Origin of the sequence: Chryseolinea sp. H1M3-3, assembly GCF_029360725.1 — a bacterium.
In the GTDB taxonomy this organism is placed as follows: domain Bacteria; phylum Bacteroidota; class Bacteroidia; order Cytophagales; family Cyclobacteriaceae; genus Chryseolinea.
This window is the reverse complement of sequence record NZ_JARKMY010000010.1, coordinates 576,431-603,356: the sequence shown is the minus strand read 5'-3', so window position 1 is coordinate 603,356 and position 26,926 is coordinate 576,431. Positions and strand designations below refer to the sequence as shown.

Sequence of the window (26,926 nt, the reverse complement as noted above, 5' to 3'; positions counted from 1 at the left end):
GATTGTAATGAAGAGATGACGATTCGTAATAATTTAGTCATAAAAAAGTTCGTCTCTTTACAAAAAAAGGAACGGCTATGAAAACGAAAACTTTTCTTTTACTCACGCTGTCTGTTTTATTTTTTCAGTGCAGTACAGAAGAGAAAATAACCAAGTCGACGCTTTGGGGAGTTGACTTTTCAGACGAGAATACCACCGCCTTTGCACAAGGTACGATCGAAAAACAAAATGCTGAATCTAAAATAACTTACGTTGTCAATGAAGGCGCTCTGCGTAAAACGGAGGAAAGCTTGTACACGATATCATTCTCATTCGAAAACGGTGAATCGTTATTGATAACAGTAACAAAGAAAACTACGGATTGTAATTTTTACTATCCCGGAAAAGAAACCGAAAATCAATTAGTATCTGCGGTCTTGAATGGGGTCCAGCTTGATCTCACGGAAAGTTCTATTGCAGTTCAGCCAAATCAGGGAGACAATAAATTACACGTGATTACTAACATGCATACGACCGATGCGGCATACTTTAATGGAACGTTAACGCGTGTGCCGCTGCTGCCATAATAATTGGTCATTACACCGGCATAGTAAGCATCGCATTTTCCGGACGCTTGTGAAGCATCGGTACTTTGTTCATGAACGATACCTCAATCATAAAAACACCAAAGTCTTCTACCACCTTTCCTTTTATCTTATAGAATCCTTTGCCACGGAAGGGATAGGCGGCAGCAATGTTGGGGAAATGAACTGTATCAAACACTTCTCCTTGACAGTCGTAAAAAGTGCCGAAATGCATGGATTCACCTTTAAGGGTGCGGGTGTCTTTTGTCGTAACACAGTATCCAATGATGTGTACAGATTGATGGATTTTGTTCCGCAGGTCTCGTGCCCGAACGGTGTCATCTTGGGGATAACTAACAAGATCAAATGGATTGCATAGGGGAAATCCGATCAACTCAATTTCATCGTAAGCATCTTCTAAGGCATCGCGCTGCAAGACCGGTAAGGGATATTCTTTGGGCTCTGTATCGAATAAATCCACCGTTGTTTTATTTCGCGATTTGGCATTGCTGAAAAATAACATTGCTCCCCACAACAATTGTTGTTTGCTTTTTCCGGTAAAACGAAAAGCACCGATTCGAATAAGAATGCGTATCTGCTCAAGCCCTAACGTAATACGGCGTAAGAAATTATCCAGACTTTTGAACGGCCCATTGTTTTCTCGCTCAATCCCAATTTGCTGTGCTATTTTTGATTCTAAACTTTTGATATGAATGAATCCAATATAAATTTGATTACCATAAATGGTCGTTAGATACTCGCTGAGATTAACACAAGGCGCTTCAATCGTTGCGCCGTTCATGCGCGCTTCATGAAAATAGAATTCGGTTTTATAGAAGCCACCGAAGTTGTTGATTACACCCACCATAAACTCCAGGGGAAAATGGGCCTTTAGAAACAGGCTTTGATAGCTTTCCACAGCATAACTTGCCGAATGACCCTTGGCAAACGAATAGCCGGAAAAACTTTCAATTTCGTACCATACCCTATCCGTTACAGCCTGGGCGTATCCCCGTTGCTGGCAGCATTCAAAAAAACGATCGCGCACTTTCTGAAACTCTTCCCTCGAACGATACTTTCCCGACATGGCTCTTCGCAAAACATCAGCTTCCGTTAATGTTAGACCAGCGAAATAATGTGCCACGCGGATCACATCTTCCTGATAAACCATGACCCCGTAGGTTTCTTTCATAAGTTCATCCATCAAAGGATGTATCGCTTCATAACTTCCGCCTTTCCGAACGAGGTGAAATCGTTCGATATATGCTTTCATCATACCAGAACTTGCTACACCAGGGCGAATAATCGAGCTGGCAGCAACCAGGGTGAGGTAATTATCACAACGAAGTTTCTCAAGAAGCATCCGCATGGCAGGAGATTCAACGTAAAAACAACCCATCGCTTTGCTATTGCGCAAGAGCTCTTTTATTTTCTCATCGTTTTTAAAATCTTTAAAACGATAAATATTCACATCAATCCCTTTATTTCTTTTGACCTGCTTAACAGTGTCTTTGATATGACCCAATCCCCGTTGGCTAAGAATGTCAAATTTGTAAATCCCAAAATCTTCGGCATTGTGCATTTCAAAATGGGAGACTGGTAAATTTTTGGGCGGGTAGTCGGTGGCTGTGTATTGATAAATGGATTTTTCTGTTATCAATACGCCACCGGCGTGAATGGACATGAAAGCCGGTAACTCTTTTTCAATTATGTAGGCTGCGTAAGTATGAATCAACTTCCAGATGTGATCACGATTTACCCGTTCCTTCCGGCTTTCAACGAGTTCATCAATTTCATCCTTAGGCAACCCAAACACTTTTCCTAACTCCCGAAGCACGGACTTGCTTTGATAGGTCACATGTGTTCCTAAAAGACAAACATGATCTTCGCCATATTTTTTAAAAATATAGTCGTACACTGCATCGCGATTATCCCACGAAAAGTCAATGTCGAAGTCGGGAGGGGTGGTGCGTTCTTCATTGAGAAAACGTTCGAAGTACAAATCGAGCTCAATAGGGTCTACGTTGGTTATGCCCAGGCAATACGCGACGGTACTGTTCGCACCGCTTCCTCTACCAACAAAATCAAAACCCTGGGTTTTTGCATAATTGATCAGATCGTATGTAATGAGGTAATAAGCCGTAAAATTTTTATTCTCAATAATGGTCAGCTCCTTTTCAATCCTTTCATCCCATATCTTTTCATCATGGCCGTAGCGCAACGCAAATCCCTTCAAGGTTTCTTCGCGCAGGTATTGGATATCTTCGTGTTTATCCGCTTTAAAGAATTTTTTATTTTTATCCTCATGCTGATTGCATGCTATGGCGCATTGGCGAATCAGGCTTTCTGTATTTTTAATTAATGCAGGATAACGTTCAAAGTATTGTTTGAGGTCCGCTTCAGGTAACATAAACTCCTCCTTTCGGGCTTGTTGATGTTCTGCAAGTTTGCTGAGTAGCGTATTATGTGCGACACAACGAAGTAGCCGGTGTACATTATGATCTTTATAAACCAGTTTGCCATTTTTTTTCTCAGGAGGAAGAAATGTCACTGGATGCAATACCACGAACTTGTGCATGAATTCTTCCCGCCCGGGATAGATAGCAAATGAATTCACTTCATGTTTGCCTACACCGACATACTCATTATCTCTAAGCGTTTCGGGTTCGAATTTTCCGAAAGGGTAAATAATAAAGACATTGTCATCGAACTTAGGCGCGCGGGTTTGCAGCGAAACTCCTTCCCGGTTCTTATGCGACAAAAACCTGTTCATCGCCTCAAACCCCTCATTATTTTTGGCAATAGTAATGTACAGAAGCTCATCCCCATTTCTGAATTCGATACCTACCGCGATGTCGAGGTGGTAGGGCTCCTTCCCAAACTTGGTGAGCCCGTCTTTGTACAACCGGTTTTTATTGCAGATCCGAAGCATCTCCAGGTATGAGGCTGTGTTGTTTATTTCCGTCAACACAAGTTTATGTACACCACAACGTTTGGCCTCATTAAATAGACCCTCTATAGGAATTGTTCCATATTTAAAACTGAAGCCGGTATGACAGTTGATATACATAAGGATTCACGTTATCTGTACTAGCCTGGTTCGGGTACAGCGTTCATAAACTCAAGATGCGCGACGACAATTCTTATCTCACCAAAACTGAAGCGTTCGCCAAGCGACTCTTTCACACGCGAGAGCATTGATCGTCCATGCTTTTCAATCGCCTCCTGGATTGCAATTATTTTGGCCTCATCTATAATTTCATGCACCCTTAATTTTCCATGCTGAACATAAAAGGCAAGATGATTTTCAATGGTCCCGCGGCTGAGTTCTCTTAATGTCGCTATCTCATCTATCGATAACCCTCGTTTAAATAGTTGTAAGCTTTGTTGTTTCGTTTCATTATCTCGTTCGGGTCGTTCGTTTCGAAATTGTTTGGGCATCTTTAAATGCATGCGCGACTTTAATTGATGTTTCGTGCAATAGTCAGCAACAACTTCCCAAAATTCACGACCATACTTTTCTATTTTAATTTCACCAAATCCGGTAATATTTCTAAACGCCTCTTTATTGTGGGGAAGGTAGGTCGCAATTTCCATCAACGATGCATCGGAGAGCACCACGTAGGCCGGAACGTTTTCTGCTAACGCAAGCTCACGCCTGACATCCTTGAGTTGCCGAAGTAATGCTGGCTCGTATTCAATTTTCTGCTCTTGAACCTCAATCTGTTCTTTGCTTTTTATAATCATTACCTGTTCACCCTTCGTTAACACCATGTCACTCTTGGGTGTGAGCTTCAGAACAGGTCTAAGCCCATCAGATTTTGTAAGATATCCTTGCGATAAAAGATCCTTGATGACGGCATTCCAATCTTCTTTGCTTACATCGGCACCAATGCCGAAGGTTTTTAGTTGTTTATGTTCTTCCCAAATTTTGGAGGTCGTCGATCCTCTTAAAAAGTCGACAACATATCCTGCACCAAAACTTTCTTGCAGACGAGAAATCGCAGAAAGAACTTTTTGCGCATGAACAGTTCCATCAATCCGTTGTACACGGGTGAGGCAAACGTCACAATTTCCACAGTAGTCAGATGTTGTCTCATCAAAATAGTTTAATAAGTATTTTCTGCGGCAAGATCCAAGATCACCGAACGTTGCCATCTGATCAAGTTTCTGAAGATAGATCCCTGTTTGTTCAGGATTATTTTCGATCTGAACAAACTTTTTCATCTTGCTTACATCCCCATAGGAATAAAATAATAGGGCTTCACTGTCCAGGCCGTCTCTTCCGGCGCGACCGGTTTCCTGGTAATAACTCTCAATATTTTTCGGTAAATCCATGTGGACAACGTACCTGACATTAGACTTATCGATGCCCATGCCGAATGCGATAGTAGCTACGATGATTTTCACTTCGTCGCGCAAAAACATTTCCTGATGTTGAGTGCGTTGTGTTCTTTCCATACCTGCATGATAGGCAAGTGCATTAAAGCCTCGGGTATTCAGATCGTTCGCAACCTTCTCCGTGGATACTCTCGATAAACAATAAATAATACCCGAATCCTCTTTTCGTTTTTCCAGAAAATCAATAAGCTTTTCAAAACTATTTTTTTTAGAGTCAACCGTGTACCGGATGTTCGGCCTGTTGAAGCTTGAAATAAATGTGACGGGATTTTTTAGTGCTAACTTGTCGACAATGTCTTTTCGCGTCAGCCGGTCTGCTGTTGCCGTGAGGGCAATAACCGGTACATGCGGCATGGATAGTTTGAGTTGTGCAAGCATGAGGTATTCGGGTCTGAAATCATGACCCCAATGCGAAATGCAGTGTGCTTCATCAATGGCAATAAGACTAACAGGAAAAGAAGATATCTTCCGGAAGAACGTGCTCTCCGGCGCCAGGTAAAGTAGCTTGAGCCTCTGTGACTTTACCTTCTCTAAGATTTCATCCTGCTCCGAAGTACTTTGTGTTGAATTTAAAAACGCTGCTGGAATACCATTCACGCGTAATGCATCGACCTGATCTTTCATCAGTGCAATGAGAGGAGAGATAACAATGGTAACACCATCAAAAGCTAAAGCAGGAATCTGGTAGCACAGCGATTTGCCACCGCCCGTAGGCATGAGTACAAAGGTATCTTTCTTCTCAAGAACAGCATTAATGATAGCCTCCTGCTCGAGGCGAAAAGAGGAATAACCAAAACGGGTTTGAAGGATTTGAAGCGAATTCATAGTTGTGATAACGTTATTGTTTTTTTATAGAAATGTGAATGTTCGTGGCGGTATAGACGCAATGCATTGCGTCTCTGCGGTTATATTTATGGCGTCTCTGCGGTAATACATACTGCGTCTCTACAAGGATCCGCCAAACATGATATCTTTATAGTGTACCCATCGTTTGTCTCCCCGCGCCAATACGGTTATGCGGTCGCACAAAAAATGCTGACTGTAAGACAAATCCTTTAAGTAGGCCCAGCACTTCAGAAAATCTTCGATATCAATATTTTTGGCAATGGAGATATGGGGTGTAAAATTGATATCTTCTTTTACCACCTTTTCAAAAATATCACGGATAGGGTACTTGTTCACAATATCCAGGTAAATCGTACGATTCGCCCCGTGATGAAATACATTCAGGTTCTTGACGAATACATTGAACGGTTTAAAGTATGCCGCTTTGGAAGAAACAAATTGAATAATGTCTTCAATGTGCTTGTCCTTATATTTAAATAAAGAAATATGCGCTTTGGAATATCGATCATCAAATTCATGGCCGACTAAAAATTGAACGTCGTCTTTTAACACCGACACATCACTAATAATATGCGGAGGTGGTGATAAAAGAAAAAATAATTCCTGAACAGGTTCTTTGATCTTTACTGTTGATGGTTTCATATCGGTGTATTTTTTATTTATGCATTAATTTCATCTGAATTCATTGCAAGCCTTTCTATCATTGTTCCTTCCTTACCTTCATCACTTTGAAGGCAGCGACAAAAGTCCGTATCGCTACCTCAGATTACCTTTAAACATATTCATCTCCATCCGAACCTTACGTCCAACGCCAAGGGTAGTCGCACGAATTAATTTCTCTACGCCATGTTTGTGTTTGATGTGATCGATGGCTTCATACAGGTTGATGGTTTCTGCCGTGTCATCAAACAGACTGATTTGATGGTTACCGTGTACCAGACCGCTAAGACGAACGCCTACAAGCCGGATCAACATTCTTCTATTGTAGAGCTTGTGGAATAACTCGGTGACCAAACGAAGCAAGACATGGTCGGACGATGTATAAGGAATTTGCATTTGCTTGGTTTCTGTGTCGAAATTGGAGTAGCGAATTTTTACCGTGAGGCAGGAAGCGAGCTTCTGTTGTTCCCTCAGTTGAAAAGCGACCTTTTCCACCATGGCAATGAGGACCGATTTTAAACGCTTCACATCAATGGTATCCTCTTCGAACGTGCATTCAGTAGAAATAGACTTTTGCTCCATATAAGGCACTACCGGCGAATCGTCAATACCGTGCGCTTTATTCCAGAGGCTTATGCCATTTTTTCCAAATGCACTGATTAAAAATTTCAAAGGCATTTCTCGCAACGTGGCCACTGTACGTACACCCATATCATACAGAAAAGTAGAAGTTTGTTTTCCTACCATCGGAATTTTGTCAACCGATAAAGGAGCAAGGAAATCTTTTTCTGTGCCGGCAGGGATGTGTTGCTGCGCATTGGGTTTGAATTCGCCCGTTGCTACTTTCGAAACGAGTTTGTTAACGGACATGCCGAGGGAGATCGGCAACCGGGTTTCTTTTACAATCTTCTTCCGTAACTCTACAGCCCATTTGAAAGCCCCGAAGTACCGATCCATCCCACTCGCATCTATATAGAATTCATCGATGGATGCTTTCTCAAACATCGGCGCGGAGTCCGCAATAATATCGGTCACGAGATGTGACGCCACACTGTAGGCTTCTACGTCGCCAGAGATCACAATGGCATCCGGGCATAGTTGAAGGGCCAGGTACATTGGCATTGCCGAATGGACGCCGAACTTTCTTGTCTCATAACTGCATGCCGCAACCACACCTCGTCTGCTGCTACCACCCACGATAAGAGGTTTCCCCTTAAGGAAAGGATTGCGTTGGCATTCTACTGCAACAAAAAATGCATCCAGGTCCATGTGTATGATGTTCCGCTCCATGACGCTAAATAACTAAAAATATTAGTCAAATGTTTTGTATATAAACTAATTTTTTTAGTTTTGTCGAGCTGATGCCATAGCGACACCCGTTTCCGCCTCTTACCCTTTTCAGGTAAGGGGATGGATTGGGTTAAGTTTGTTCGCGCTACCGACAGTAAGTTCGGGCACGATATTTTTTAGACTGATACTTTTTAAATTTGCGACTTCATAAGAGATAACTTCAAACTCCAACATTGAAACTTCAAAACCGTAAATCAGACAAATGGCGATCGTAAATAAAAACCTGAAATTCCTTCGCGTTCAACAAGGGATGACGCAAAAACAGTTAGCGGAAAAGTTAGGATTAAAACAAGCCGCCATTGGTGCCTATGAAGAAGAGCGTGCTACCCCACCGTTAGCTTCATTGCTCGATATCATGAAAATTTTCAATGTCAATCTGGATGATCTTGTGAAACAGGATTTAAGCCGGATATCAGAGAAGGAAAGGAAAAGTATGAGTAGCGGCAAGAGGGAAGTATTGGCAATTACCGTCGACAGCAATAATAAGGAGAACGTTGAACTGGTTTCTCACAAAGCTTCGGCGGGCTACCTCTCGGGCTACCAGGATCCTGAATTTGTAAAGGATCTTCCGAAGATCAGCATGCCCATCCTGCCAAAAAATAAAACATACCGGGCGTTTGAAATACAAGGTGACTCAATGCTCCCTATTCAACCGGGCAGCATCATCTTTGGCGAATACCTCGAAAATATAGGGTCTATTAAAAACGGAAAACTTTATATTTTAGTGACCAAACAAGATGGCATCGTTTTTAAAAGGGTTTTTAATTTTATCCAGTCGGAAGGGAAGTTGTTGTTGGTTTCGGACAATAGACAGTACGAACCCTACGCCATTGACATGAATGATGTTTTGGAGCTATGGGTGGCTAAAGCTTTTTTCTCAACGCAATTTCCGGATCTTCAAAATACCAATGCTTCGGTGGATCATCTGGCGCACACGGTCTTGTCACTTCAGTCTGAAGTACAACGGCTAAAGAAAAAAACATAGATATAAAAAGAGATGAAAAAATAAAGGGACGCCAGTGTTGCGTCCCTTTGTTTTTCCATAACGTGCCGAAGGCGGGACTCGAACCCGCATAGCTTGCGCCACACGCCCCTGAAACGTGCGTGTCTACCAATTTCACCACTTCGGCGGAAAAGATTCAGGGTTAAAAAAACTTAATCTGTAGAGACCCCAAAAAGCCTGTCTCTACAGATCTTGAACATGTGCCCAGGACTGGACTCGAACCAGCACACCGGTTAAGGAACTACCACCTCAAAGTAGCGTGTCTACCAATTTCACCACCTGGGCAAAGTATATCGTGTGAGTGTGTAAACAATGAGTGGGCGACAAAAGTAGCAACCTTTATAGATTTAACAAAAGCTTTATAAAAATCGACTTACCCAAACCCCCGCTGCCAGCGCCAGAATTCCCGCTACCACACTCAAAGAAATATAGAGAACCGAAGTTCCAATGAGTTTTTGTTGAATCAGGTTAAAATTTTCGAGGGTAAAGGCTGAAAATGTTGTAAAGCCACCGCAGAATCCGACCCCCAGAAATAACCTTCCGTTTTCCGTCAGCCCTGTCTTTCGAATGGCAAGCATATAAATAATTCCCAGTAAAAAGGAACCGATAATGTTTACTGTCAATGTCCCGTACGGAAACAAAGCATTCAGCTTGTCATCAACCAATCTAACGGTAACATAGCGAAAGACGCTGCCTACAAATCCACCGAGTCCAATAATCAATAGATGGTAAAGGTTCATAATGGAGTTTAAAGGTTAAAGAGTTTTTTTAGCAATGTAAAGATTAACGATTTTCCGGAATCAATCTTAATTTCTGTTTTTCAGTTTTAGAGTTTTAAATTGATCAGTCCCTCCGATCGTCATTTCATATCAATCAATCTTCTGTCGTTTTTTAAATAAATAAATTAGATTCGTGACTGTTAAAGCCGAGATAGCTCAGGGGTAGAGCAGCTGTTTCGTAAACAGCAGGTCGTGGGTTCAAATCCCATTCTCGGCTCGTTGATAATCAGATACTTGAATTGTGTATATCAATATAGTGTACAAATAACTTTGACACAACTTTAACACAACCCCAAAATTACCGCACATTTTGATAAGATTTTTTACATTTGTCGATGTCTTGCTTTTTGGTACCCATGAATGAGTCAAACCAATAATGTATATTTTGCGTTTCTAAAGGCACCCTATTAACGTTTAATGAAAATTCCACGAAAAATCACACCTGATAATATAAAGGATAGTGTCGTTCAAATTGTTTTTAATCCATTGTGCCCACCAGAACTTGTAATAGGTCGATTTGAAAATCACCTTCAAGACATATTTGAATTTAAAGGGGGAACTCCGCCATCGAAACAAGTTGTTAGATTGCCGGACGGGAATGAGTTAAATTTTGGACAATTCCAGGCGGGTGTTTTCCAAGGTGGTTTTTTTCTTGACAAAAACGAATCTGTTAAGGTCACTGTTAATTCTAACACGTTAGTATTTAATTCATTTAAGGGTTATCCCGGGTGGGAAAAAATGCATTCCATTATTAGTGATGCACTTAAAATAATGTTTGAAAGGGGGATCATAGAAAACATTCAAAGAATTGGGGTCCGTTATATCAGTCAATTCGATGACATGGAAATATTTCAGAAGCTAAAGATGTCTTTGAGCCTCAATATTTCAAATAAAAATTTCTCCACCACACAACTAAGGTCGGAGTATGATGAAGAGGCATTTAAAATTATCCTTAACTTACTAAATAACTTTCAGCGTTTTGAAAACAATGTTCAGCGCAAGTTCTCTATGGTAGACATTGATGTTATAAAATTCTATAAGTCTCCTTCAACCAATGTTAGAGATGTTACCGATAGTATTGACAAGGCTCACTTTAAACAGAAGTCTACTTTCTTTTCACTTTTAAGTGAAGAATTTCTAAAGACGTTAAATCCAGAATACTGATGGCACCCGCGGAAAGCCTCGAAACAAAAATTAATACACCAATTACAAACATTGGTATTCACGCGTCGTTACCAAACTGGACAGTGGAAACCGGAAAAAGTTATATAATTCCTTCCATTGTGGTCATTGGCGAATCGACTCCATATTTATCACTGATTGGCAACCAAGCTTCACAAGGTGCAACGTTGTCACTCTCCTCCATTAGAGCCGCTGCGCAACAAAAAAAAGACAGAAAGTACGTTCAGTACATATCTCAATTCTCAAAAGATTGGAACTTAAAGAGGCCTCATTTTGCCTCTTTTACAAAAGACTTCGTTTGGGATAAGTTTAAAAGTGCAATTCATCAATTTCTTCAACTTAAGCCTGATTTTGTATCCTTTAATTTAACTGACGATTGTAGTATTTTTTTCAAGGGAATCGTCAAAGAAAATAATATCTATCTCGAACTTTTTTTTGATAACGAGACAGAAGATAATGTTGAGGCAATTGTAAATATCTACAAGGATGGAAAAGTTGTTATTGCGTATGGTGGAGGCATCGAAAACACTTTTGAAAAAATTCAAGAATTACTGGTTAACAAAGATAAAATCCCTGTGTCAACTCCTCTTCCCAATGCAATATCCGAACCATATTTTGCCACAGCAGAATTTTAGGAAAATTGTTAATTTTCAACCTCTTCATAATTATTACCTAATTCACTTCACCGATACAAAGGACAATAAGGATCCACAAGATGGGAGAGTGCGAGAAGATTGCATTGTCCGTCAGACTGATCATATCAGAGATTTTTCAAATAACTTATTGGGAACATTTGAACTTGATGACATATACATTGAATTGACTCAGGGGGAATTTAAAAATTATTTTAATTCAGAATGGGAGGAAGCAAGCAGTCCCGCACGGGTTCCACAATTCGAAAAAGATTTTATCATCAATAAAAATCGCGGCTTTTTTTTCCTGCCAATTAGCGAGTGCGATGATTATGAGGTGCAGTATTCAGATGGATCAAACGTAAACCCGATTTGTAAGATACTACATACACCTACAAATTCAAATTTTTGGCACGTTTCCTTAAGGTGGTTTCATAACGGTCAAGATATTTCGGAGCTTCACGAGAGACAAAGGAAGAAAGCAGAGATAAAACGCGTCCTCCTTGCTGCGAAGGCATTTATTCAGGAAAAAGGAAAATTTGAAATCCCATCGTACCAGTCTATTGATATTTCTTTTTACACTTGATGCTTGATGCAGTATCTAAATTTAAAAAGGAAGGCTTTCACCCTCCTCCCAACTAAAATCTAATGAATGTCTTCCCTCTTCGGGCCTAATCCTATTACCTGTTTGTATCCATTTGAGCCCGAAAGTAGTTTCCATTCCTTTTGCAATGAATAAGTGTTACGATCGTTTATAACCGGGTCAACATTCTTGACCTTGTCGCCATGACGAACTACAGGAACCCCAAGCTTTGAAAGGTTCCCCGAAATCCCATGAATCTAAAAATGCTCCAGGTCGCGCGCGACAAATTCTTTTAGCTCTTTAGACGCCGCGTTATAATAACGCTTCTCCGTCCGGGTCGCCAATTTCAATTTCGTTTTCGTATGGTCCTCATTTTGACTTATCGTTTTTCCTTTAATACGGACGGCCTCCGCGTCCCAAAATGTTTAAAGCCCGCCGAGCCAAACTTAAAACAACTAAACTCCGTTAGCCATACATACATTATCCTGACCTAGATTTATTCTGGGATTTACAAACCGGAGAGAGTTGTATACTTTTATATTTCAATTAATTGTTTCACTAAAAACCTATATAATATGTCACTTAGATTAGGCGATGTTGCCCCTGATTTTACCGCACAAACAACAGAAGGTACGATCAAATTTCATGAATGGTTAGGCAATAGCTGGGGTGTTTTATTTTCTCACCCTGCCGACTTTACCCCTGTTTGCACGACTGAACTTGGTGCTGTAGCTAAACTGCGCGCTGAATTTGACAAACGTGACGTAAAGGTAATGGCAATTAGTGCCGATCCATTGGATTCGCATACAAAATGGATTGGCGATATCAACGAAACACAGAACACCGTTGTGAACTATCCGCTAATCGCAGACCCGGATTTTAAAATATCGAACCTCTATGGAATGATTCATCCCAACGTGACCGACAAGTTCACAGTGCGTTCTGTTTTTATTATCGGTCCCGATAAAAAAATCAAGCTGATGATCACGTATCCGGCTTCCACCGGACGAAACTTTGATGAGATTCTTCGCGTGATTGATAGTTTACAACTCACTGCTAAATACAGCGTTGCTACACCTGCCAATTGGAAGCAAGGAGAAGATGTAATTATCACAGCTGCCGTAAAAGATGAAGACGTACCCGCCAAGTTTCCAAAAGGACATAAAAAAATTAAGCCTTATTTGAGAACAACACCTCAGCCCAATTTGTAAGGTTCAATACAAAAAAAAATGCTCCGTTGTCGGAGCATTTTTTAAATGCAAACGTTGGAAATTATCTAGAGCGTTCTTCTCTTTTCTCGTCGTTAATTCGGATTTGCGCATCATCTGATTTGCGACCATAAGGCTTTCTTCGATCCTCCAAGGAAATTCCGTCCTTTTGAGAAGTATGTAGCCGAATGACGACACTAAGCAACGGCTTCTCCCCTTAGACTTAACTTTTAAGCTTTTGGAAGGAATTAATCAGGCGGGTTTGCAGACCACAAAACGACTCAAACGGAAATTTGTCGATAGAGAAACAAACCCATCTAGGACTTTATTCGTATATAAACCAACTTTAAAGGTTGATACTTTTTTAGCAGGCCATAAACCGGGACCATCAACAATTACCTTGAGCTGACTTTTGAAGTGACTTATTTTTTGATAACAGTCACAAGCTTTTGATAAATTCTGAAATGATATAGGGGTATCTAGTCCTTTAATTGTCGTATTAATAAAATGTATACGTTATGAAAAATGATCAATTGAATGTGATGACTTCGACTAATAATTATTTGAAACAGTTTTATCAAGCGCAGTTGAATCTCAACCGGCTTATTTATGAAGAGAGACTTCAAAAACGCGTTAAGAAAAGCAAGCCTTACCTTTTTAAACTTCAATGGGTAGATCAAAACGCTTTGCCGTTGTAGGAGGAGGAATTGGCGGGCTCACCGTAGCCATCGCCATGCAACGTAAAGGATTTCATGTTACCGTATACGAGAGTGCACCATTCATACGACCCCTAGGTGCAGGGTTGGGCTTGGGAGTGAATGCGATAAAAGCATTCATGGACATCGGTCTCAGTGACGATGTTCTCAAAGCAGGCTCCATTATCAAAAAGATAAGCATTAAAGATCAGCATGGAAATGTTTTAACCACAACAGATTCAGAGAGGATCAGCCGGAAGTACAAGCTTGTCAATAATTTCACCATTCATCGGGCAGACCTTCATGAGGTGCTTTTGCGGCATCTGAAAGAGGATACATTACAACTCGGAAAAAACTGCGTCGATTTTACGCAAACTTCATCAGGCGTTAAGATTAATTTTCAGGATGGATCTTCATCTGAATCCGACTATGTCATCGCTTGTGATGGCGTCCATTCCGTGTTCAGAAAAAAACTGATTCCCGGAAGTGTTCCACGTTACGCAGGATATACTTGTTGGCGTGCCGTAATTGAAAATTTGCCCGCCTCTATCGACTTCGATGTGACATCTGAAACATGGGGTCGGGGCCATCGGTTTGGAATCGTACCTGTAAATAAAAACCGACTATATTGGTTCGCCTGCATCAACGCCAACGAAAATGATTCACTAAAACGCGTCTACGGAGTTCCTGAACTGATGAACCACTTCGGGAAATTCCATACACCTATCCCTGAAATTTTACAACATACCCGGAACGATCAATTAATTTGGAATGACATCATCGACATAAAACCATTGAAGCGATTTGCATTTGGTAATATCGTATTAATGGGAGATGCGGCTCACGCCACTACACCAAATATGGGCCAAGGTGCCTGCATGGCAATTGAAGATGCAGCGATTCTTGCCAACACTGTCGCGGGTAGCAACACCGTTGAAGATGCCTTTGTTGCTTTCGAGCGAAAACGCATAAAACGAACGACGACGATTGTGAATGATTCTTGGCAATTGGGTAAGGTAGCGCAATGGGAAAATCCACTGTTAACCACCGTCAGAAATTCATTGGTAAAGCTCACACCATCTTCTTTCGCTGAAAGACAAGTCAAGTTTTTGCAAGAAGTTAGTTTACACTAATGTTCCGGATTTCACGATCAGCCCGGTTGTATTAGGTACTTGTCTTTCCTTTAATTTCTCCATAACAGCCAACGTTAAAGCGCAGGGATCCTAAACAAAACACGAATTCCTATTGTGGAATTTAATACTGAAGAAAAATGCAATTATTTCAAAACCGACACCTAATTTGTCGGACGATTAACACCCTGCATACATGCGCTACCGTACAGCCAATCTTGATGACGCTCCCGCCCTTATTAAGCTCTACAAAGCCGTCGCGCGAACGGAAGGGGGAATCGCCCGGCTCGAGCATGAAATTACACCTGAATATGTTGATGGTTTCTTAGAACGAAGCTTAGCCACAGGGTTAATTGTCGTTGGCGAACATCCCGAAAATGCCAATGAACTTATCGCTGAAATCCATGCCTATAAACCAGGCCCGCAAACATTTGATCATGTCTTGAGTGACCTTACACTCGTTGTCCATCCGCAGTTTCAAGGAAAAAAAATGGGGCGAACAATACTGACAATCTTCCTGGAAGAAATTGCCCGCAATCATCCTGATGTTGGCCGCGTAGAATTAATTGCCAGAGAGAGCAACGAAAAAGCGATAGCGCTATATCAATCCCTCGGATTTCTGATCGAAGGCCGTTTGGAAATGAGAATAAGAACCACGGATCGTCACTATGAAGCTGACATCCCCATGGGCTGGCAAAATCCGAACTTTGAGTTCTAGACCTGATAAATTAAACAGAACCTTTGCGGCCAATCCTTGCGAGCCTCGCGCCGTTGCGTGAGATAAAGCATTTTGGGAGTCACGTCTCACAAATGAAATATTCTTTGAACTGATTTTCGGAAAAGAACAAAAACGTAACCCGTGACAAGATTCTCTAATAGAAACGGAATGGAATTTAATTAAGACAGATACCTATGCGAGCCAATCCTTGCGAGCCTCGCGCCGTTGCGTGACACCAAGGCATTGCATGTTCCCCTAAATCAAATACTCAAACAGATTCTCGTTTTGATTCACGAGCGTGTAATTTAACGAATGACTATCCATGCGCGTGATCAATGCATTAAAATCTTCTTTTGATTTTACTTCAATCCCAATCAGCGCCGGCCCACTTTCCTTGTTGTTCTTTTGAATGAATTCAAAGCGCACGATATCATCATTCGGCCCAAGGATATGATTGACAAATTCTTTTAACGCACCCGGACGTTGCGCAAAACGTACAATGAAATAATGCTTAAGACCTTCGTACAACAGCGAGCGTTCTTTGATCTCCTGCATACGGTCGATGTCATTGTTACCTCCGCTTAAGATACACACAACCTTTTTGCCTTTGATCTGATCAGCATATTGATCCAGCGCGGCAATTGATAAAGCGCCCGCGGGTTCCGCTACAATAGCGTCCTCGTTGTATAATTGTAAGATCGTAGTACTCACCTTTCCCTCCGGTACCAGCAGCATATCTACCAGCACGTCCTTACAAAGTTCGAAAGTAAGATCGCCGACTTTTTTCACTGAGGCCCCATCCACAAAACGTTGGATCTTGTCCAGCACGACTGGCTTGCCGGCCTTTAATGCTTCCTTCATGGAAGGTGCACCCAAAGGTTCAACGCCAACAATTTTAGTTTGGGGTGATAATAATTTAAAATATTGTCCTACACCGGCGCACAAGCCACCACCACCGATGGGAGTAAAAATATAATCGATGTTGGATAACTCATCCAATATTTCTTTTCCAACAGTTCCTTGTCCTTCTATTACTTTAAGATGATCAAAGGGTGGAATAAAAACCATGTCGTTCAATTGTGTGAATTCCAGCGCGTGCGACTGACATTCATCGAACGTATCGCCGATCAATACAATTTCAATGTTCTTGCCACCGAACATTTTTACCTGGTTGATCTTTTGCTTTGGTGTAATAGCAGGCATATAGATTACGCCACGAATATTAAGATGCTGGCATGCGAAGGCAACACCTTGTGCATGATTACCTGCACTGGCGCATACTACACCCCGTTGCCTTTGTTCATCCGTCAGGCTTTGAATCAGGTTATACGCTCCCCGGATTTTGTATGAACGGACTACTTGCAGATCTTCACGCTTCACATAAATCTCAGCTTGAAACTTTTGTGATAGCTTTCTGTGAAATTGCAGCGGTGTTTTGAGCACCACAGATTTTAACGTTTCTGCTGCTGCGTTGATATCTAATTTGGGAGCTTGTGTTGTGGCAGGCATTACTTTTCTTCCTCTTCCTTCTATCTACACTTTTATCGTGTATTTTTTTGCGTCTCTTGCGTCTCTACGGTTAAAGATTTACCGTAAAGACGCAAAAGCACAATTTTTTAATTGATCATACTAGCTTCTACGGTAGCCTTTTCAGGTCTGAGTTTGCGAACAGCGGCGCCGGCTTGCCAGAGTTCACTTTCACGAACTTCTTTTAATTCTTCTGCCAGCTTTTCACGGTAGTCAGGTTTGCTGCAAGTTTCGATGGTACGTTTAGCCTCTTGTCCGGAAGCAACGCTTTTATACAATTCCTGGAATACAGGTAATGTAGCAGCTTTGAATTTCTTCTTCCAGTCCAAGGCTCCGCGTTGTGCAGTAGTTGAACAGTTAGCATACATCCAATCCATTCCGTTTTCTGCAACCAATGGCATCAGACTCTGGGTAAGCTCTTCAACTGTTTCATTGAACGCTTCAGAAGGAGAGTGGCCGTTGGCACGTAGCACTTCATATTGTGCTTCGAAAATTCCGGCGATAGCGCCCATCAAGGTTCCACGTTCACCTGTTAAGTCAGAGTAAACTTCTTTCTTGAAATCAGTTTCAAAGAGATATCCTGATCCTAAACCGATTCCCAGAGCAATTGCTTTTTGTTTTGCATTTCCACTAGCATCCTGGAACACAGCGTAACTGGAGTTGATACCTTTTCCTTGCAGGAATAATCTGCGTACGGAAGTCCCTGAACCTTTAGGAGCTGCAAGAATTACGTCTACATCAGCAGGAGGGATGATACCGGTTTGTTCTTTAAACGTGATACCAAATCCGTGTGAAAAATATAACGTTTTTCCTTTCGTCAGATAAGGTTTGATAGTAGGCCACAATGCAATCTGACCAGCGTCAGACAGAAGGAACTGAAGGATTGTTCCTCGCTTTGCGGCTTCTTCAATTTCAAATAATGTTTCGCCTGGAACCCAGCCGTGTTCAACAGCTTTGTTCCATGTTTTGGAGTCTTTGCGTTGGCCTACAATAACTTTAAAGCCATTATCACGAAGGTTTAACGCTTGCGCAGGTCCTTGCACGCCGTAACCGATGATTGCAATTACTTCGTTCTTCAGAACGTCAAGTGCTTTTTCCATTGGAAATTCTTCGCGTGTTACAACTTCTTCAACGGTGCCTCCAAAATTGATCTTTGCCATAATATGATTTAGTTTTTTTTGTTTACGAGTTTAGTTTACGGATTGCCATCAGGCGGGTTATGCTACTTGTTTATTGTTTTGGTTGCTGAGTTCGAAATACAGTTCGCTTCCGGAAAAATAATTAGCTTGTTCTACTTCGATAAGTTTTTCAAGCTGGTGTTTTATTTTTTCCATCATGTCGGGTGTAGTATAGACCAACAGTATTGCGCCTCCTCTCATGAAGTCATCTTCATTTTCATGCGCAATTAATTTTTTGATCCGGACTCTCCGACGGTTCAGCACATTTACAATTCTGTTCAGAATTGAAAAGTTATTGTCTGAGGTAATCTGAAGTGTGAAATTCTGCTTCATAACATTTCTTTATTTTTTAGGTGCTTCCAACAATACTTCTGCAACGCCTGCGCCTGCAGGAACCATTGGAAATACACAATCTTCTTTTCCTACTACTGCTTCCAAAAAATAGGGGCCATTCGAATCCAGCATTTCTTGAATCGCATCTTGCAAGTCTTCACGTTTTTCTACTTTACGTGCAGGTATGCTGTACGCCTCTGCCAGTTTAATAAAATCGGGGTTCGCCATTTCTGTAAAAGAATATCGCTTTTCATGGAACAATTGCTGCCATTGGCGAACCATACCCAGGAAGCTGTTATTCAACACCAGGATCTTTACCGGAATCTTGTACTGCATGATCGTACCCAATTCCTGAACAGTCATTTGATAACCACCATCTCCGATGACAGCAACAACTTGTTTTTCAGGAACACCGAGTTTTGCTCCCATGGCTGCTGGTAAGGCAAATCCCATGGTGCCTGCACCACCAGACGTCACGTTAGTACGCGGATTTTTGTATTTATAGTAGCGGGACGTCGTCATCTGATGTTGACCAACATCGGTAACCACGATAGCTTCTCCATTGGTTAAGATGGAGAGATGGTTAATAACTTCCCCCATGGTGATAATACCGGTAGGGTTGAACTCGTGCCTGATAACTTTTTCGTACTCGATATCATTGAGCTTTGTAAATGAAGCAATCCATTCCTCATGTTTGTTTGGATTACATTTTTTGATCAAAGCTTGCAATGCTTCTTTAGCATCGGCATGTACGGCTACGTCGGCCTTGATGATCTTATTGATCTCAGCCTTGTCAATTTCTATATGAACAACCTTGGCCTGTTTCGCATACTTGTTAACATTTCCAGTCACGCGGTCATCGAAACGCATACCGACTGCAATCAGCAGATCGCATTCATTGGTATTGAGGTTCGGACCATAATTGCCATGCATACCCAGGAACCCAACATAATTAGGATGGTCAGTAGGAATGGTCCCCAGCCCCAGCAGCGTACACGCTATTGGTATTCCAGTTTTTTCAGAAAATGCACGCAACTCTGCAGTGGCATCTGAAAGCAAAATACCCTGGCCGGCTAAAATGTAAGGCCTCTTCGCGGCATTGATCAGTTTGGCAGCTGACTCCACCTGATCAGGTTGTAGCACTGGTTTGGGTTTGTAAGTCCTGATGCTTTCGCACTTGCGATATTCAGGGGCATCGATAATTTCGTTTTGAGCGTTCTTGGTGATGTCTACCAGCACCGGACCAGGCCGGCCTGTACGGGCTATATAAAACGCTTTCGCTACTGCAGGTGCAATGTCTTTCGCTTCCGTTACCTGAATGTTCCACTTGGTGACGGGAATGGTTGTATTCACAACATCCGTTTCCTGGAACGCATCGGTTCCTAACAAATGCGCAAAGACCTGCCCTGTGATACAAACCAATGGAGTAGAGTCGATCAATGCATCAGCAAGGCCGGTAACCAGGTTTGTTGCGCCTGGGCCAGAGGTTGCAAACACAACGCCGGGATGTCCTGTAACACGCGCATATCCCTGTGCTGCATGGATTGCTCCTTGCTCATGACGCACAAGAATATGGGTAAGTCTGTCGGCAAAATGATATAGGGCGTCATAGATAGGCATGATAGCACCACCCGGGTATCCAAATATTTTATCTACTTGTTCTTCAACAAGGCATCGGAGCAGAATTTCTGATCCGGAAATTTTTTCTTTTGACTGCTCCCGCTTATCGGGGTCTGTTGCAGTCTTATTCTTCGTCAGTAACGCATCCATCGGCAGCAGTTTTTACTTGTTTAGCATACTTCAATAAGATTCCATTTTTCGCATTCAGCTTAGGAGGTGTCCAGGCTGCTCTTCGTTTTGCTATTGTCGCTTCGTCAACCAACAGGTTGATCGTATGCTTTCGAACGTCTATTTCGATAAGATCATTTTCTTCCACGAGGGCAATGAGTCCGCCTTCATGTGCTTCGGGAGTGATATGGCCAATCAGTAAACCGTGCGATCCGCCAGAAAACCTTCCATCCGTGATCAGGGCAACACTCTTCCCAAGTCCTGCGCCCATGATAGCGGAAGTCGGTTTTAACATCTCCGGCATACCAGGCGCGCCTTTCGGTCCTGCGTGGCGAATGACCACGACATCGCCGGCTTTTACTTTTCCATCCCTGATACCATCTACCAATGCAAACTCGCCATTAAAGATGCGGGCAGGTCCTTTAAATAATTCTCCTTCTTTGCCCGTAATCTTTGCTACAGAGCCTTTGCTGGCCAGGTTGCCATACATGATCTGCAAATGCCCCGTTTGTTTCAGTGGTCTTTCAACAGGATAGATCACATTTTGTTTTTCAAACTCAAGCGCTTGAACATCTTTCAGATTCTCGGCGATGGTTTTACCGGTTACAGTCATGCAATCTCCATGAAGAAATCCTTTCTCAAGCATGTACTTAAGTACTGCCGGAACACCACCGATCTTATGAAGATCTTCCATTAAATATTTTCCACTCGGTTTTAAATCGGCAAGCAGGGGAGTTTTATCGGAGATGCGTTGAAAATCTTCTTGTGTAATTTGTACGCCTACCGCTTTACCCATCGCAATCAGGTGAAGCACTGCATTGGTCGATCCGCCCAGTACCATCACCGTTGAGATTGCATTTTCAAATGCTTTCTTAGTCATGATATCGCGAGGTTTCAGATCACGTTCAAGCAATAACTTGATCGCCTTTCCTGCAGCTTTACATTCTTCCGCTTTCTCGGGACTCAACGCCGGGTTCGAGGAAGAGTAGGGTAACGACATCCCCAAAGCTTCTATTGCTGAAGACATCGTGTTGGCTGTATACATTCCACCACACGCGCCGGCACCTGGACAAGCATTTTGAACGATACCTTTGAAATCTTCGGGAGTGATTGTCCCTGCCATTTTTTGGCCCAAGGCTTCAAATGCAGAGATGATGTTCAGTTGCTGACCTTTCCAGTGTCCTCCCGCGATTGTACCACCGTACACCATGATCGCAGGACGATTTAATCGGCCCATCGCCATCAATGCACCGGGCATATTTTTATCACATCCTACTACAGCGATAAGGCCGTCGTAGTATTGAGCGCCACAGACGGTTTCGATAGAGTCGGCAATAACTTCACGGCTTACCAACGAGTAACGCATTCCCTCTGTACCATTGCTGATACCATCGCTTACCCCAATCGTATTAAAAATCAATCCGACTAAATCATTTTCCCACACACCCGTTTTCACGGATTGTGCGAGTGTATTCAAGTGCATGTTGCAGGGATTGCCATCGAATCCTGTGCTGACAATACCGACTTGCGCTTTCTCTAAATCTTTTTCTGTTAAACCAATTGCATACAACATCGCCTGCGCTGCTGGCAACGTTGGGTCTTGTGTGATCGTCTTACTGTACTTGTTAAATTCCATCGTCCTTTTTTAAAAACAACCAGCCCTTGCTGGCATGAGTGTGTGTTATGACTGATTAAATAATTACGTAGCTAAATGATTTTTCTCTTACCTGGCATTTGTATGCTTCCTGGATGCTGGCACCGAGACTATCAAACCAATCGAGCTTGAAATATTTTGCGTCAACGGATTCGATACCTGCAATTTCAGCGGCCGTTCCACACAGGAATGCACTGTCGGCGCCCTCTAGTTCTTCAGGTTTCATGGCCTTTTCGATCACCTGGATATCCAGTTCCTGACAAATGTTGAACACGGTTTGTCTCGTGATACCCTGCACAATGTGGCCAAGTGGAGGTGTGTATAGTACACCGTTCTTCTCAAGGAAGAAATTAGCACTGGGTGCCTGGGCAATAAATCCGTACATATCGGTCATTAAGGCCTCATCATATCCTCTGCTGCGTGCTTCACTGGTTGCCATGATCGAGTTAACGTAGTGGCCAGTGATCTTACCCTCTGTTTTGAATGCATTTGGGTTAGGTCGTTGGAAAGATGAAAGACAAACCTTCAGCATCTTATCGCCATGATATTTATCCCACTCCCAGGCGCACATCATCAGATGAACTTCCGTTGGTTGTGTTAAAGTCATGTTGGGTCCGCAATAAACGAGCGGACGGATATACGCATCCGACAATTGATTTTTTTCCAGAAGAAGATACGCGATCTGTATCAGATCCTCAGTATCGTATTGGAAAGGTATGCCTACCAACGCACAGCTTTTCTTTAAACGCTCAAAATGTTCTTGTGCTTTGAAAAGTTTTACGCCATTCATCGTTTGATAAGCGCGGATCCCTTCGAATACACCTAGCCCATAGTGCAATGTCTGACTGTAAAGATCGGAATGAGCATCAACCGCTTTAACGAACTTGCCGTTCTGGAAAAGGATTGTGTCTTTCGTGTAGTACATATAACAATTGTTAGTTTGTTTTAGCTCTATAAAACAAAACCGCCCCGAGGTTTTCGGGGCGGTTTGTGTATTTTTTTCGTTATAAAATTATATCACTATCGCCCCTGCGGGTTTAAGAATTATCACGACAATGAGAAGCACAGAAAGCATATCAACCATCCAAGAGGAGATTGATCTGTATTCCGATAATTTTGTTGAATTCAGCATATTATTCTGTGCGAGTACAATTGTCACGAATTATCGTTTATAATTCAAGATTTTTAGTAGAAATATTTCATTATCAGCATGTAACAAATGTTAGGTAGAAGAACAGTTGTTAGCTGTGGAGATATTCTACAATGCCATCACGGATAGCGGAAAATGTTTTAGTTAACACTTCTTCGTCCTCTTCCAACAACGTCACACGGAAGCCTTGAAGTTCCGAGCAGAATGAAGAAATGGGTACGACACAAATTCCTTTTGCCCCAAGAAGGTAGTACACAAAGCGTTTATCCATCGGAATATCCTGATGATTTACCCACGCTTCAACCAGCATTTTGATTTTCGGATTATCAATTTTCATTTCCTGATGTGGCTTCAACGTTCCTTCACGGAAGATGATGGTGTTGTAAAAAGCACCAAAGGTTTCATTGAAGGTCAACTCGGGCACGGTATGCAAAATGTCCGCAATGATTTTACTTCTTCTTCCAATGTTTTTATTGGTTTCTTCACGATAGGCTTTGAAGCGACTGTCACCTAAGATTTTTGGAATAGCAAGCTGCGGAAGCTTTGTTGAACATACTTCGATCATTTTTGCATTGTCGAGTGCGTTACAAAAGCGGTTAAAGTCTTCGTCCTTGTCGCGGTTATAATATTCCATCCAACCGCATCGTGCTCCTGGCCAGGGTAACTCCTTTGAAATACCTTTCATCGAGATGCCCGGCACATCGTCAATGATCTCGGAGAGGGCATACGCACGTGCGCCATTGTAAGTGATGTTGATGTAGATTTCATCGGCGATCAGGAAGAGGTTAAATTCCTTCGCGATGTCAACAATGCGCCGCAGTGTTTCCAGTGGGTACACCATGCCTGTTGGATTATCAGGGTTGATAATCAGGATGCCCACAATGTTAGGATTATACTTTACTTTGTTATACAAATCATCCAGATCGGGATACCATTTGTTATTTGGGTCCAGCCGGTACGTTAACGGCTCGTGAGCGGCATGGGCAGCCTCAGCACTTGAGTGTGTTGAATAGGCAGGTGAGGGCCCGATAACCCGTGATGTTCTCGAGATAAATTGATAAGCTTTTGAAATAGCATCACCCAGTCCGTTGAAGAAACAGATGTCTTCCGCAGTAATTTGAACACCACCCAGGTCGTTGGTTTGCTTTGCTAAAAACTCACGCGTTTCTAACATTCCCTTTGAAGGGCAGTAGCTGTAGGTGTCATCTTTGCTAACCAGGTCAGACACGATATCTTTGATCCACTGAGGAAGTTTATGATTCTTTTGGATAGGATCACCGATATTTTCCCAGGAGATAGTGAGCCCAAGTTTCTTTAGCTGATCAGCTTTTTTTACAATTTCCCTGATCTCATAACTGAGTTCGCTTGCCCCTTCATTAAGTAATTTCTGTCTCATGCTTGAATTTCAAGCAGCGATGTTGGTTTTTTTGAAGGAAGGATTCAAGAAGAATGTGAAAAAAATTTTCAAAACGTCCACGACTAATGGTTGATAGCCACGGATCACAAGGTGATCACGCCATCTGCGAACGTATTATTTATCACCTGGAAATCGGCCGATTTACAACTACCATTTACTAGTCACCGCTTCCATGAACTCCACTATTCTAAACCTGCCGCGGTACTCAAGGGGAGTTTTTCCTTCCGAACGTTTAAAGAATTTTCTGAATGCATCCGGATCCTGGAAAGTAAGCTTGTGACTGATTTCTTCAACCGACATGGTTGTTTCGCTGAGCATCTTTTTGGCTTCCGCCACAAGACGTTCTTCTACGAATTCACCTGGTGATCTTTTGGTAGTAAGCTTGATGATGTTGCTAAAGTGAGTCGGCGAAACCAGGAGACGTTTCGCAAAGTCCTTGATTTTATAGGCATAATTGATCTTTCCTGCCAGGATATCGTCGATATGTGCATCCAGAAGATCCAGGAACCGCGACGTTATTTCGTGTTTTCTGGTAAGAATTTTATGCGGAATGGGTACCATGAGAAAATGATAGTAGTAAAAAGTTCTGAGGGTACTTTTGTACCTAATTAACGCAATCAAAGGTCGATCGTTTAGCGTTTTGAATTTTATTTTTTGAACCCTCTTCCCCAGGACACCCTCCCCAGCTATCCGATGTCCTGAGCAAGGCCCTGCGCGTCTGCCTCACGCGGCGCGAAGGATCTGCCCCTTCGAAAGAGCGCCCTTTGATCAGCACGTCAACCTGCAACAGATCCTTCGCTCCCGCATCCCATCACACGTCTCCCACTCAGGAAATCGGATCCGAAAGAGGAGCCAGCACACCCCAACAAATCGTTTCGAAAAAAAAGCTTGAAAAGCACGCATCCATTTACCGATGCCCCAAGAATCGGCCGTTCAAAACACACCCTCCCCGTTAACCGATGCCCCAAAGAATCGACTGTTCGAAAGCCCACCCTCCCCAATTATCCGATGTCCTGAGCAAGGCCCTGCGCGGTCGGCCCGCGCGGCGCGAAGGATCTGCCCCTTCGAAAGAGCGCCCTTTGATCAGCACGTCAACCTGCAATAGATCCTTCGCTCCCGCATGCCAGCACACCTCCACCACTCAGGAAATCGGATCCGAAAGAGGAGCCAGCACACCCCAACAAATCGTTTCGAAAAAAAAGCTTGAAAAGCACGCATCCATTTACCGATGCCCCAAAAATCGGCCGTTCAAAACACACCCTCGCCGCTAACCGATGCCCCAAAGAATCGACTGTTCGAAAGCCCACCCTCCCCAGTTATCCGATGTCCTGAGCAAGGCCCCGCGCGTCTGCCTCGCGCGGCGCGAAGGATCTGCCCCTTCGAAAGAGCACACTTGGAACAGCACACTTGGAACAGCACGCTAACCTGCATCAGATCCCTCGCTCGCTCTTGCCAACACACGCCCACCTCCCAGGATATCGGACTCAAAAGAAACCAATAAATCCCTCCACTCCGGATTCACCTTTTCTATAAGATCCGTTTTCCACTGACGCTTTTTCCCTTTTAAGAACTTCTCATATATAACCGCTTCCGAGACAGTCTCGAACCCCTCATAATAAATCAGCTTAAACAAATTATACTGCGCCGTAAAAGACCTCGGATTCCGCATTGTCCTGTGTTCCCAAAGTCGAGTAGGCAGGTCATTCGTTACACCAACATACAGCGTCGTATTGTTTTTATTCGTGAGTATATAAACCCAGGCGGAGTGAAGCATGATGAATAATTAAGCTAACGGTGAATCAAAGATAATACTAGAAATCGGATCAGAAAGACCTTGTACCCGCCCTTTGAAAACACCCACCCGTCACCCTTTCCCGATGTCCCAAGAATCGAGCTGTTCAAAACCCCACTCTCCCCGTTAACCGATCCCCCAAAGAATCGACTGTTCGAAAGCCCACCCTCCCCAGTTATCCGATGTCCTGAGCAAGGCCCTGCGCGTTCGCCCCGCGCGGCGCGAAGGATCTGCCCCTTCGAATGAGCACACTTGGAACAGCACGCTAACCCGCATCAGATCCTTCGCTCCCTCTTACTTACACACCTCCAGCACTCAGGAACGCGCATCTAAATGG

23 protein-coding genes and 3 tRNA genes are annotated in these 26,926 nt (G+C 42.8%); 10 read left to right on the top strand and 16 right to left on the bottom strand.

The annotated features are described in order from the left end of the window. The first annotated feature begins 77 nt into the window (after positions 1–77). Positions 78–566, top strand: coding sequence for a hypothetical protein (locus P2W71_RS19395; protein WP_276372974.1), 489 nt, complete (start codon positions 78–80; stop codon positions 564–566). Positions 567–576: 10 nt separating this feature from the next. Here the strand turns inward: P2W71_RS19395 and dnaE are convergent, their stop codons facing one another. The 4 genes from dnaE to dinB all read right to left on the bottom strand — a co-directional run bounded on the left by dnaE (position 577) and on the right by dinB (position 7,760). Then, positions 577–3,633, bottom strand: a complete 3,057-nt coding sequence (gene dnaE / locus P2W71_RS19390) for a DNA polymerase III subunit alpha (RefSeq protein WP_276372973.1) — start codon at positions 3,631–3,633, stop codon at positions 577–579. Between the two features lie 20 nt (positions 3,634–3,653). Continuing rightward, on the bottom strand, positions 3,654–5,789 hold the full coding sequence (recQ, locus tag P2W71_RS19385) for a DNA helicase RecQ (RefSeq protein WP_276372972.1): 2,136 nt from the start codon (positions 5,787–5,789) through the stop codon (positions 3,654–3,656). Positions 5,790–5,909: 120 nt separating this feature from the next. Then, the gene (locus tag P2W71_RS19380) at positions 5,910–6,452 is read right to left on the bottom strand and encodes a 2'-5' RNA ligase family protein (protein ID WP_276372971.1); all 543 of its coding nucleotides are present in this window, start codon (positions 6,450–6,452) and stop codon (positions 5,910–5,912) included. A gap of 114 nt (positions 6,453–6,566) precedes the next feature. Beyond that, positions 6,567–7,760, bottom strand: a complete 1,194-nt coding sequence (gene dinB / locus P2W71_RS19375) for a DNA polymerase IV (RefSeq protein WP_276372970.1) — start codon at positions 7,758–7,760, stop codon at positions 6,567–6,569. 262 nt (positions 7,761–8,022) lie between these two features. Between dinB and P2W71_RS19370 the strand changes: the two genes are divergently transcribed. Next, on the top strand, positions 8,023–8,805 hold the full coding sequence (locus P2W71_RS19370) for a LexA family transcriptional regulator (RefSeq protein WP_276372969.1): 783 nt from the start codon (positions 8,023–8,025) through the stop codon (positions 8,803–8,805). Positions 8,806–8,868: 63 nt separating this feature from the next. Here P2W71_RS19370 and P2W71_RS19365 read toward each other — a convergent pair. The 3 genes from P2W71_RS19365 to crcB all read right to left on the bottom strand — a co-directional run bounded on the left by P2W71_RS19365 (position 8,869) and on the right by crcB (position 9,563). Further along, positions 8,869–8,950, bottom strand: a tRNA-Leu gene (locus P2W71_RS19365). A 74-nt stretch (positions 8,951–9,024) separates the two neighbouring features. Further along, positions 9,025–9,108: transfer RNA gene (locus P2W71_RS19360), tRNA-Leu, on the bottom strand. 74 nt (positions 9,109–9,182) lie between these two features. Next, positions 9,183–9,563: a fluoride efflux transporter CrcB gene (gene crcB / locus P2W71_RS19355; RefSeq protein ID WP_276372968.1), complete on the bottom strand. Its 381-nt coding sequence runs from the start codon at positions 9,561–9,563 to the stop codon at positions 9,183–9,185. 184 nt (positions 9,564–9,747) lie between these two features. Between crcB and P2W71_RS19350 the strand changes: the two genes are divergently transcribed. The 8 genes from P2W71_RS19350 to P2W71_RS19315 all read left to right on the top strand — a co-directional run bounded on the left by P2W71_RS19350 (position 9,748) and on the right by P2W71_RS19315 (position 15,750). Next, a tRNA-Thr gene (locus P2W71_RS19350) sits at positions 9,748–9,819 on the top strand. Between the two features lie 200 nt (positions 9,820–10,019). Next, on the top strand, positions 10,020–10,766 hold the full coding sequence (locus P2W71_RS19345; RefSeq protein WP_276372967.1) for a TIGR04255 family protein: 747 nt from the start codon (positions 10,020–10,022) through the stop codon (positions 10,764–10,766). Beyond that, complete coding sequence (locus P2W71_RS19340; RefSeq protein ID WP_276372966.1) at positions 10,766–11,419, top strand: hypothetical protein; 654 nt, start codon at positions 10,766–10,768, stop codon at positions 11,417–11,419. The genes P2W71_RS19345 and P2W71_RS19340 overlap by 1 nt, the downstream gene beginning before the upstream one ends. Further along, positions 11,379–12,002, top strand: a complete 624-nt coding sequence (locus P2W71_RS19335; RefSeq protein WP_276372965.1) for a hypothetical protein — start codon at positions 11,379–11,381, stop codon at positions 12,000–12,002. The genes P2W71_RS19340 and P2W71_RS19335 overlap by 41 nt, the downstream gene beginning before the upstream one ends. 572 nt (positions 12,003–12,574) lie before the next feature. After that, positions 12,575–13,210 (top strand): peroxiredoxin, encoded by a 636-nt coding sequence (locus P2W71_RS19330; RefSeq protein ID WP_276372964.1) that lies wholly within the window; start codon positions 12,575–12,577, stop codon positions 13,208–13,210. Between the two features lie 515 nt (positions 13,211–13,725). Then, positions 13,726–13,905 (top strand): hypothetical protein, encoded by a 180-nt coding sequence (locus tag P2W71_RS19325; RefSeq protein WP_276372963.1) that lies wholly within the window; start codon positions 13,726–13,728, stop codon positions 13,903–13,905. Continuing rightward, entirely contained in the window at positions 13,875–15,035 is a 1,161-nt protein-coding gene (locus tag P2W71_RS19320; protein WP_276372962.1) for an FAD-dependent monooxygenase, read from the top strand. The genes P2W71_RS19325 and P2W71_RS19320 overlap by 31 nt, the downstream gene beginning before the upstream one ends. A 193-nt stretch (positions 15,036–15,228) precedes the next feature. Next, positions 15,229–15,750 (top strand): N-acetyltransferase, encoded by a 522-nt coding sequence (locus P2W71_RS19315; RefSeq protein WP_276372961.1) that lies wholly within the window; start codon positions 15,229–15,231, stop codon positions 15,748–15,750. Between the two features lie 255 nt (positions 15,751–16,005). Here P2W71_RS19315 and ilvA read toward each other — a convergent pair whose 3' ends face one another. From ilvA to P2W71_RS19270, 9 genes are all read right to left on the bottom strand, one after another. Continuing rightward, complete coding sequence (gene ilvA / locus P2W71_RS19310) at positions 16,006–17,259, bottom strand: threonine ammonia-lyase IlvA (protein WP_276372960.1); 1,254 nt, start codon at positions 17,257–17,259, stop codon at positions 16,006–16,008. A gap of 107 nt (positions 17,260–17,366) precedes the next feature. After that, a complete protein-coding gene (gene ilvC / locus P2W71_RS19305) occupies positions 17,367–18,437 on the bottom strand; it encodes a ketol-acid reductoisomerase (RefSeq protein ID WP_276372959.1) in 1,071 nt (356 codons plus the stop codon). Between the two features lie 57 nt (positions 18,438–18,494). Beyond that, positions 18,495–18,788, bottom strand: coding sequence for an ACT domain-containing protein (locus P2W71_RS19300; protein WP_276372958.1), 294 nt, complete (start codon positions 18,786–18,788; stop codon positions 18,495–18,497). 9 nt (positions 18,789–18,797) lie between these two features. Next, positions 18,798–20,558, bottom strand: a complete 1,761-nt coding sequence (gene ilvB, locus P2W71_RS19295; protein WP_276372957.1) for a biosynthetic-type acetolactate synthase large subunit — start codon at positions 20,556–20,558, stop codon at positions 18,798–18,800. After that, entirely contained in the window at positions 20,533–22,212 is a 1,680-nt protein-coding gene (gene ilvD / locus P2W71_RS19290; protein WP_276372956.1) for a dihydroxy-acid dehydratase, read from the bottom strand. The genes ilvB and ilvD overlap by 26 nt, the downstream gene beginning before the upstream one ends. Positions 22,213–22,267: 55 nt before the next feature. Beyond that, positions 22,268–23,155, bottom strand: coding sequence for a branched-chain-amino-acid transaminase (gene ilvE, locus P2W71_RS19285; protein WP_276372955.1), 888 nt, complete (start codon positions 23,153–23,155; stop codon positions 22,268–22,270). 316 nt (positions 23,156–23,471) lie between these two features. After that, the gene (locus tag P2W71_RS19280; protein WP_276372954.1) at positions 23,472–24,776 is read right to left on the bottom strand and encodes a pyridoxal phosphate-dependent aminotransferase; all 1,305 of its coding nucleotides are present in this window, start codon (positions 24,774–24,776) and stop codon (positions 23,472–23,474) included. A 168-nt stretch (positions 24,777–24,944) separates the two neighbouring features. Continuing rightward, entirely contained in the window at positions 24,945–25,418 is a 474-nt protein-coding gene (locus P2W71_RS19275) for an AraC family transcriptional regulator (protein ID WP_276372953.1), read from the bottom strand. 799 nt (positions 25,419–26,217) lie between these two features. Further along, positions 26,218–26,571, bottom strand: a complete 354-nt coding sequence (locus tag P2W71_RS19270) for a GIY-YIG nuclease family protein (protein WP_276372952.1) — start codon at positions 26,569–26,571, stop codon at positions 26,218–26,220. Positions 26,572–26,926 lie beyond the last annotated feature (355 nt).

What these genes read in the sequence shown, in the direction of transcription:
- P2W71_RS19395 (WP_276372974.1), top strand. Translation starts at nt 78, where the DNA reads ATGAAAACGAAAACTTTTCTTTTACTCACGCTGTCTGTTTTATTTTTT.
- dnaE (WP_276372973.1), bottom strand. Translation starts at nt 3,633, where the DNA reads ATGTATATCAACTGTCATACCGGCTTCAGTTTTAAATATGGAACAATT.
- recQ (WP_276372972.1), bottom strand. Translation starts at nt 5,789, where the DNA reads ATGAATTCGCTTCAAATCCTTCAAACCCGTTTTGGTTATTCCTCTTTT.
- P2W71_RS19380 (WP_276372971.1), bottom strand. Translation starts at nt 6,452, where the DNA reads ATGAAACCATCAACAGTAAAGATCAAAGAACCTGTTCAGGAATTATTT.
- dinB (WP_276372970.1), bottom strand. Translation starts at nt 7,760, where the DNA reads ATGGAGCGGAACATCATACACATGGACCTGGATGCATTTTTTGTTGCA.
- P2W71_RS19370 (WP_276372969.1), top strand. Translation starts at nt 8,023, where the DNA reads ATGGCGATCGTAAATAAAAACCTGAAATTCCTTCGCGTTCAACAAGGG.
- crcB (WP_276372968.1), bottom strand. Translation starts at nt 9,563, where the DNA reads ATGAACCTTTACCATCTATTGATTATTGGACTCGGTGGATTTGTAGGC.
- P2W71_RS19345 (WP_276372967.1), top strand. Translation starts at nt 10,020, where the DNA reads ATGAAAATTCCACGAAAAATCACACCTGATAATATAAAGGATAGTGTC.
- P2W71_RS19340 (WP_276372966.1), top strand. Translation starts at nt 10,766, where the DNA reads ATGGCACCCGCGGAAAGCCTCGAAACAAAAATTAATACACCAATTACA.
- P2W71_RS19335 (WP_276372965.1), top strand. Translation starts at nt 11,379, where the DNA reads ATGCAATATCCGAACCATATTTTGCCACAGCAGAATTTTAGGAAAATT.
- P2W71_RS19330 (WP_276372964.1), top strand. Translation starts at nt 12,575, where the DNA reads ATGTCACTTAGATTAGGCGATGTTGCCCCTGATTTTACCGCACAAACA.
- P2W71_RS19325 (WP_276372963.1), top strand. Translation starts at nt 13,726, where the DNA reads ATGAAAAATGATCAATTGAATGTGATGACTTCGACTAATAATTATTTG.
- P2W71_RS19320 (WP_276372962.1), top strand. Translation starts at nt 13,875, where the DNA reads ATGGGTAGATCAAAACGCTTTGCCGTTGTAGGAGGAGGAATTGGCGGG.
- P2W71_RS19315 (WP_276372961.1), top strand. Translation starts at nt 15,229, where the DNA reads ATGCGCTACCGTACAGCCAATCTTGATGACGCTCCCGCCCTTATTAAG.
- ilvA (WP_276372960.1), bottom strand. Translation starts at nt 17,259, where the DNA reads ATGCCTGCCACAACACAAGCTCCCAAATTAGATATCAACGCAGCAGCA.
- ilvC (WP_276372959.1), bottom strand. Translation starts at nt 18,437, where the DNA reads ATGGCAAAGATCAATTTTGGAGGCACCGTTGAAGAAGTTGTAACACGC.
- P2W71_RS19300 (WP_276372958.1), bottom strand. Translation starts at nt 18,788, where the DNA reads ATGAAGCAGAATTTCACACTTCAGATTACCTCAGACAATAACTTTTCA.
- ilvB (WP_276372957.1), bottom strand. Translation starts at nt 20,558, where the DNA reads ATGGATGCGTTACTGACGAAGAATAAGACTGCAACAGACCCCGATAAG.
- ilvD (WP_276372956.1), bottom strand. Translation starts at nt 22,212, where the DNA reads ATGGAATTTAACAAGTACAGTAAGACGATCACACAAGACCCAACGTTG.
- ilvE (WP_276372955.1), bottom strand. Translation starts at nt 23,155, where the DNA reads ATGTACTACACGAAAGACACAATCCTTTTCCAGAACGGCAAGTTCGTT.
- P2W71_RS19280 (WP_276372954.1), bottom strand. Translation starts at nt 24,776, where the DNA reads ATGAGACAGAAATTACTTAATGAAGGGGCAAGCGAACTCAGTTATGAG.
- P2W71_RS19270 (WP_276372952.1), bottom strand. Translation starts at nt 26,571, where the DNA reads ATGCTTCACTCCGCCTGGGTTTATATACTCACGAATAAAAACAATACG.